The sequence below is a fragment of the Collinsella aerofaciens genome, from assembly GCF_040920445.1.
GTDB lineage: Bacteria > Actinomycetota > Coriobacteriia > Coriobacteriales > Coriobacteriaceae > Collinsella > Collinsella aerofaciens_BH.
Genome location: NZ_JBCOTQ010000050.1, coordinates 8,241 through 16,084 on the forward strand (window position 1 = coordinate 8,241; position 7,844 = coordinate 16,084).

6 protein-coding genes are annotated in these 7,844 nt (G+C 54.0%); all 6 read right to left on the bottom strand.

Going from position 1 to position 7,844, the window contains the following annotated elements:
• A partial coding sequence (locus AB5405_RS08030; protein ID WP_368138119.1) for a DUF2194 domain-containing protein occupies positions 1–1,284 on the bottom strand: 1,284 nt, incomplete at its 3' end.
• The gene (locus AB5405_RS08035; protein ID WP_368138120.1) at positions 1,281–2,186 is read right to left on the bottom strand and encodes a hypothetical protein; all 906 of its coding nucleotides are present in this window, start codon (positions 2,184–2,186) and stop codon (positions 1,281–1,283) included. The genes AB5405_RS08035 and AB5405_RS08030, both read right to left, overlap by 4 nt.
• Entirely contained in the window at positions 2,183–4,321 is a 2,139-nt protein-coding gene (locus tag AB5405_RS08040; protein ID WP_368138121.1) for a DUF4118 domain-containing protein, read from the bottom strand. Before AB5405_RS08040 ends, AB5405_RS08035 begins: the two co-directional genes overlap by 4 nt.
• A 288-nt stretch (positions 4,322–4,609) precedes the next feature.
• The gene (locus tag AB5405_RS08045) at positions 4,610–5,194 is read right to left on the bottom strand and encodes a hypothetical protein (RefSeq protein WP_117820295.1); all 585 of its coding nucleotides are present in this window, start codon (positions 5,192–5,194) and stop codon (positions 4,610–4,612) included.
• Positions 5,187–6,398, bottom strand: a complete 1,212-nt coding sequence (locus tag AB5405_RS08050) for an AAA family ATPase (RefSeq protein WP_117820296.1) — start codon at positions 6,396–6,398, stop codon at positions 5,187–5,189. Before AB5405_RS08050 ends, AB5405_RS08045 begins: the two co-directional genes overlap by 8 nt.
• A gap of 237 nt (positions 6,399–6,635) precedes the next feature.
• The gene (locus tag AB5405_RS08055) at positions 6,636–7,727 is read right to left on the bottom strand and encodes a hypothetical protein (protein WP_368138122.1); all 1,092 of its coding nucleotides are present in this window, start codon (positions 7,725–7,727) and stop codon (positions 6,636–6,638) included.
• Positions 7,728–7,844 lie beyond the last annotated feature (117 nt).

Consider the following 7,844-nt stretch of genomic DNA (forward strand, 5'->3'; position numbering starts at 1 on the left):
GGTCGAAAGGATATTTGACGGCGGCACGTAAACCGAGCCGTGCGCGTTGGGCAGCACCTCGTCCTGGAAGGCTATAAGCTCGTTGAGCGAAGCGACGAGCGTTTCCTTGTTTTTCCACGTCTTATAGACGTACAACGTACCATAGTCGGTGTCCCAGAGCGCAAGCGGCTGATGGTTGTAGCCGTGAAAGCCCAGCTCTCCGCCCATCTGCAGCAGCATGCCGCCAAAGTAGCGGAACTGCGTGGTATCGGCCTGGCGCGCGGGCTCGGTCTGGTTGACCGCGTCCTCGTAGTTTTCGATCATCACGCCGGTATAGCGAATGCCGTATTTTTGCGCGAGCTTTTGCAGATCGGGCCACCAGACCTTGGCATAAAAATCGGCGACGGAAAGCCCGTAGTCGCGCTTGATGTAGGTGCCGTCGCCCGAGGGCACAGGGCTAGGAAAGTCGTCCAAATAGAACACGGCGCTGTTGATGACCGGATAGGCCGTGGCATCACCCAGCAAGCTTATGGCCGAAGCATAGAACCCACGCATGACCTTGTCGTAGATGCCAATGTTGCACACCACGGTGTGACCACTGCCGCAATCGTTAGACCAAATGAGCGGCGTGCCCGCGTCACCGGTCTTTGCCCATACGTGCGCCGTATCGCGCAATGAAACCGAGAGCGAAGAATCGAAGGGATCCGAGAACTCGTAGCGCTCTCCTCCGCCCAACATAAAGTCCTCGCTCGGAACGATACTTTCGGCTTTCGCATAGTCATATCCGGCCGATTCGATCCCAAGCTTGGAAGCAATAGCCTGCAGGTAGTTCGAGTTATCTGGCGTCATGCCCAGCATGAGTGAGCCGCCCGTACTCACCCAACTCATCAGATCGGTCAGATGCGTACCCAGTCCGTCAAGCGAGGGCATAAGCACAATCACGCGATCAAACGACGTGAGCGATGGGATCGCGTCCGCACCGTCGGTGGCAATATCAACATCGCGATGGGCGATCTTCATGTCCAGCAAAATCTGGTCGAACTGGTCTTTAACGTCGTCGACGCTATCTTGGTCCGAGTCGGTAATGACCAGGCACGTGGGCTTTTGGCCAAAGATTGCAGAGGAGGCCGGCACCGCATCGTTGGCGGCAAGCATCCCCAGCTTATGCTGACCCGCACTGTACTGCACGCCGGCACGCTCCACCAGCAGCACGGCGGCCATGGCAATAAAGACCGCCCACACCACGAGGAGTCCCATCCAACGAAAGCGGCCTGCACGGTCGCGGATATGTTGCACCACGCTCATCGGACCTCCTCCCCGTCACGCCAAAACGCCAACTTTTCGCGGTTGTCGGCGCTCAAATACACATGTTGCTTGTCAATCGCATCGATCACACGGTGAACCTCGTCACCGTCGCGGCGCATCACGGCCAGGCGCAGGCAAAGCATCCAAACCTCCTGCTCCTCGGGCACGTCGAGAACCAACTGGTCGGTCACGGCCTGCGCCTCGTCAATCTGTCCGACATCGGCCAGCGCCGTCGCGTATCGAATGCGCAGCTCAAGGGCATCCTCGCGCTCGCAGCGACGCGCAAGCAGGCGCGCGTACTGTTGACGCTGAATCTGAGCCACGCGCCCCTCAGCCAAGCCCGAGCCCAAGTATTCACCAAGAAAATCGCAGTATTCGTTGAGGTTTTGCGCGCTCGGATCCGTCTTAAAGGCACGCTCCAGCTGCTGCAGTTTAAGGTCGGACTCCTTGGAGATCTGCGCCACCGCCGTCGCGGCATAGTGAGCCACCTCAACGTCGTCGTTAAGCTTAGCCGCCTGCAGCTGCGCCAGGTACGCGTTGGGCTCCTCGGTGAGCATGGAGAGCATTAGTCGACGCCGGTATGCCGGATCGTTGACGATGAGCGCCTCCTCGAGCGGGACCACGCCCGCATCGGCGTCACGGTCGTGCACCAGGATGCTGCGATGCAGGTCGTCGTTAAAGCGCAGCGACTCCAGCGCAGACTCTTTCAGCCCCTCGCCAAACACCGCGCTGCGGACCGATAGCAGAACCACCAGCAACGGGCCCCACAGCGGCACCAGCACTATCACAGCCAGCATGTGTCCGCGCACCGGCAGCAGGCCCAGCTTCATGAGCGTCCACAGTATCAGGCAAACCAACGCATGAATCAGCAGCAAGACGGCAGCAACGACAAGCGAGATCAAGCGGCACCCCCCTCACCGTCACCGGTGTAAGAGATGTGCTGCAACAGCGCCACGATGTCCTCGCCGTCGACGGGCTCCACCGCAATATGCTTTGCGCTCAGGCGCTCGCGGATAATGGGCAGATCGCACGCCTTTGCCTGGCGCATAAGCAGGTAGAGCACGTCGCCGTCGACCAAGCCCGCCGCGTCGCTCTCGCGGATTGCCGACCCAATTGCGCCCACCAGCTCGCCGACAGGCTCCATGCCCGGTACCACGCGCAGGAGCAAAAAACTCCCCATCTTGCTATCTGCCAGTGCCTGCTCCGCCGCGAGCTCTTGGCCAAAGGCAGCCTGCTTGAGCACGCAAGTGCCGTCAACGCAGCGTTTATCCTGCGCCACCGCCTCATAGTCAAAGGCACGGCCCAGCGCGCTTTCGACCAACCCGCACAAGATGCGGAACAGGTTTTGATAATAGAGGGTCATTTGGTTTTCGGCCGCACTACGCACAAAGATCAGCACGGCGGGTGCCCCGTCGCGCTCGATCGTGTATCCAAACATGGGAAACCCCGGCGTCAGCTCGCGGTTCACCCACAGGTTCGAACGACCCCCGTCGCCCAAAAGAGGTGTAAGCTGCTCAAGCGTGAGCGAGCGTGCGGCATCTTCGGCAATCGCGGGACTTGCTGCCACCAGGCGTGCAAATGCCCCGCCCGAAACATGGTAGATCGCCACCGAATCGTTCTCGAGGATCTCGCCCAGAAGCTCGCAGCACTTGCGATAGATGTCGCGAGGGTTGAGCACATCGAGCTCCTGCGTCACGGCAAAGATCTTGCCAAAGCTGTCGTGGCGACCCACGATCTGGCGCCTGTACGCGCGCTTGTCCTCGATCGCGTCGTGGTAGAGCTGCGTAAGGAACGTATTGCGGTTGCGCACGAGCTCGTTTTGATCTCGCTCCGCCCTAATGGCTTCGCTGTTGCGCAGCTGCACATAGCCGCACACGGCACCCACCACAAAGTAGGCAATAAACGGCAGCCAGTTGGACGGCTCGTAGAACAGGCCCTGGAAGGTATAGCCGTACTGAGTAAAGTAGCTCGCGGCCAAACCCACCGACGCCAGCAGCGCCGCAACCAGGCCAAAGTCCAAGCCATACAGAGTGCCGATCAGCACCACGTAGAGCAGGCGATAATCGAGCACGTTGAGCTGGGCCGATTGTGAGAACAGATGCTCCAGTACCTCGAACAGAACCCAGGCAACGCCCGTCTCTAGGCATTTAATAGGCAGCGTGCGCATTTGGATGCGGTCGATGGCGGCACGCAGCGGGTTGATCTTTTTGATGCGTCCAGCGCCCCAGCGAGCTTGAATGGTCGAGAGATCGCGCAGCAAGTCGTAGCGCTGAAACCAGCCATAGCGCACGCGAGCGACGTCGCTGGCGGGCAGGGCGTAGCCAGCAGAATCGCCATAGGCAACGGCAAGGCCGGGGAACAGCGCCCTGAGGGCGTCGCCCACCTCACCCGCCGTGTGATGGAAGGTATCGGCTACGTCGAGCGTCTCAAAGTTACCATCCCAGCTATCGAAGATACGGCGTACCAGCACCGCAAGTTCCTCGGCACACAGCAGGGGAAACGCCGCATCCTGCGCGCCCTGCAGAGCGACCGATCCGGTTGAGCACGCGTCGAACAGCGGCACCAAAAACGGGTCCTCTAGCGCGGCAGACGCGGTATACAGGAATGGCACGCGCAGAATCTTGGTCTGAACGCCCTCGCGAGCAGCGTAGTAGCGGCACAGGTCGTTGGCTGCGTGCGCGATAATGCCCTTGCCCGTTCGCCCCGCGGCATCGGCGGCGCCCTCGGCACCCGCGGGCCCCGCTACATACAGCAGTTGGACCCGGCGACCCGCGCACGCACGAAAGACCGTGCGCAGCAGCTCGATATCGCCCACGGTATCGGTATGCGGGGTAAGGTAATTAGACAGGTAGACCACGCGGTCGAACTCATAGGCCTGCTCCAAGTTCTGGAGCAGCTCTTTCCACGAGGCATGGGGCGACGACTCATCGCGACGTGCTTCCGTGGCAGCGACAACCTTAACGTGGTCCCCGGGGAACGCCTTGGCACAAAAGTCATCGTCAACATATGCGGTGTTGCCAACAACCAGCACCTCCATGGCGCACCCCTCCCCTAAAATCCACTTTTGTCATAGTCAAACATGCGTATTGTACGCTGTCAACGCGAGCTGAAGCGCCTTTAAGGCTGTTTTAAAACTTTTTTTAGAGGATGAGGGGACATTAAGAGTGCTAAATGAGCGCTCAATCCGGAAGTATGCGGCAAATTCTTGACATGCCGACCACACTGGATAACGGCAACGCTTCTACCTGCGGTTTCTTTACATGAAAAGGGCGATGTGCTCGAGGGTTCCGAAATTTGCCGCATACTTCCGTCGGGCATTCAGCTGCTATTTCAACAAGTCAACCAGTAAAAACTCTCCGCTCTTACGCTTACTCGTCTCCGCATGGGCCTTAATTGCTTTTACAAGTTTTTCGCCGTTGCCCCAATATTCCTCAAGAAAATCTTTCTCTTTAATTTTGCCTAGCCCAAGACGCTGTTTGCAGAATTCATTAGGCTTAAGTTGCCTGTCCCTTCTGGTCGCAATTCCCCAATCCCGATAGGCACCCTCGGCGTGAATCACAAGCATCTCGATCTCCGGTCGCGTAACAAAACTCAGCACTTTAGTACCGTTCTGCCTGCGCTTTGGAAACTCAAACTTGGGAGCACCGCTATCCACAATCCGTGCGACCGCAAGTCCTTCAGCCCCAGCAGTCTCGTAGTTCATCGAGAAATAGTCGTTTGCAATTTCGGAAGCCTTGCGTTTTCGCGTGTAAGGACGATCAACAATGAGGGCATCTTTGACCACTCGGTCTCTTGGGACGATCAACAAATCGTTGTCATACAGCACCTGAATAACAGCGCCCTCCGCAGTTCCTTCACAGCTAAACAAGACAAAACAACTTGATAGAATGTCTTTTGCCTGATTACCCATTGATGTGCTCGCAAACATACTCGCGCATCGCTTGAACGTCGGGGTACTTAGGCATAGATCCCTTGATTACATTGTTGATAATCACATCGCTCTTTTTGTTCTCAATCCGATTGATACGCTCGGAATACTTGATGAGCTCCGTCTTAAACGAATCGTCGCGCACAAGAACAAAGACATTGTCCTTGCGCCTCAGCACATCAAGAAGCTCCGAGTAATGAGTCGAAAAGAGCAAGGTTGCCCCATGTGGGTTCGTAACAGGAGAAGCAAAAAGCTCAATCACTGTGCCAACAAGTGATCTATTAAGACCCGTTTCAATCTCGTCCACAATCAGATAACCCCCATTTCTGAGAGCAGTTATCGCTTGATTGACCAGCTCAGCGCCCAAGATCGTTCCATTTGACAGAACAGAAGTCGCAATAGCGACATTCATCACTCGCTCCGCTCGCTCACCCTTAAACTTAAGATGGAACACTTGGTTTTCTTTGTTCCAGACAAGATATTCAACACTCGGATCAAAAGCCTGAACAACAGGGGTTGGCAAGCTCGTCAAAGGCAGCGTGCGCTCGGGGGACTCCACCGAGACCACCTTTTTACCCGTGATGACAGACACGATTGACATGTTGTCATCCAGGAAAGTTCGTTGGGCATCGTTAAGAACAAGGTCACCATCATCAGGCCCCTCACGAACCAGAATAGGCTCAGAGACATCCTTCAGACGCTCGATATTCAAAACGACCTTTCTAGAGACGCGTGATGCGGGGCATCTCCAAAGCCATTCGTTCTCAAATGCAAGTGATTCCGCAAAAGAAGTATCCTCCGCAGCTACGCCATCTACTTTGCGAAGCCGAGACTCAATAAGATAGACTGAACCTTTTTCGAAAAATACACAGGCGACATTGACCTGGCGCTCCAAGTTTCCGAGAACATCGGAGCCAGTTGCAAAGCGGCGCATAACAAAGCTGCCAGACATATAACCAAGTACAAAGCGCACAAGGTTGAGAGTCGTTGTCTTACCGGATGCGTTTACGCCAACAACGCCCATTACATTTTGAGAATAGATCGAAGACCCCACCGGTAGCGGGAACACGTCGGCGACATTACCTTCTTCATCGCGAGAAACGCGATCGGAGGCAATAAAATCAAGTTCCAAACGCTTGTCCTTAAACAGCGTGACCCCATCGATTCTTAATTTAAGAAGTTTCACAGCAACCTCCTCTTAGGCAATTCAATTATAAACATTTTTCTTGTTTATAATCCAAGAAACATCATGCCTCCGGATCGTTCAGAGGAAGTCTGAAGAAACAACGTAGCTTGACGAATATAAATATATCCCAAACGGTGACGCATAATTTCTTTTGCTAATTGACCACCGTGCAGCGGAACATGGAGCGTGCCCCGTCATAGAGAGAAGCATCGTTAAATCATCCAGTCTCAAGCGTAATCACAAGTAAGATTTATCAACATAAAAGCTGAAGTGCCAGTTTTTAAGTCGCGTATCAGCATCCCCGCTGTCATCAACAAACTCAGAGAGCATATCCGCACCGTCAGTAATTGGGCAGCGATCGCCCTCGTATTTCATAAAAGGAAAAGCACCATCTCTGGAACCGGCAGCAAACACAAAACCTGATGAATTAATTACCCAACAGACGTATGTATCCTTTCCGCGAGAAAGCAACAACGATCCATTGCAGCCTTTAGGCAAGAAGCAGTTAAACGCCTCATCCAAAGACGAATAGGCACCGGATTCCATCCAACTCCGATTCTCCAAGCTTGCAATTGTCCAAAGAAAGGACTTCATCTCTTCCAGATGTGTCCAGTCAAGCCATATCCCATCTTCATCAAACCCGTTACTCCCCTTACCCGATTCAAACCGTTTAACCTTAGCGTTGGCGTTAGCGGCGACCGTGTCGATCTCGCGCTTAAAAGTACCCAAGTAGCAAGCTTTTTCAGACGGGTTTAAACACTCTAGATACTCATGGGCATTCCATCCGTTGAAATGCCTGATATATCGAAAGTTTGGAAGCAACGCCATTGCAATCTTAATAAACTCCTTTGTAGGCAGGTTCTCTTCCGAAACTTTAATCCGCATGGCCATCGATTCAAGCGAGGCATAATAAGCAAGGGCAAGAACATAAGGCATGATAAATACCGGGTACCAAATTGAAAGAAATAGCGAACTTAATTCAACGCCCCAGTCCATAGAAAACCAAGTATTTGAGAGCAGAAGCGTTGCAGCAACAAAAATTATGATGCCCAAAACAGCTCTCGCGTTTTCAAATAGGCGTAGATTGGATAGATCACGCTTGGATGAAAATAGAGCATAACCAATACCCAAAAACAAAATGACTAGTTGAAGAACAACCTCAACCAGAATCGGGAAACAAACCAAGTTGATATAGAAAGACGTTAGCGCGCCATAACCGACCTCGGGAACAATCAATTCATTTTTAATAGAAGTAACCGATGTGGCCTTGGACGCAATTAGCATGGAGGGAAACCCGACAAATACAACCTCAAGAATCGTGTCGAACAAGATGCTTGTATTCCAAAACCCGCAAACAAACGCACCATATTGTTAGCGTCGGATTATTTTAGCCAAATATAGTCGGCCGAGATTGACCAATCCCGGCCGACCCATTTTAGCCAACAC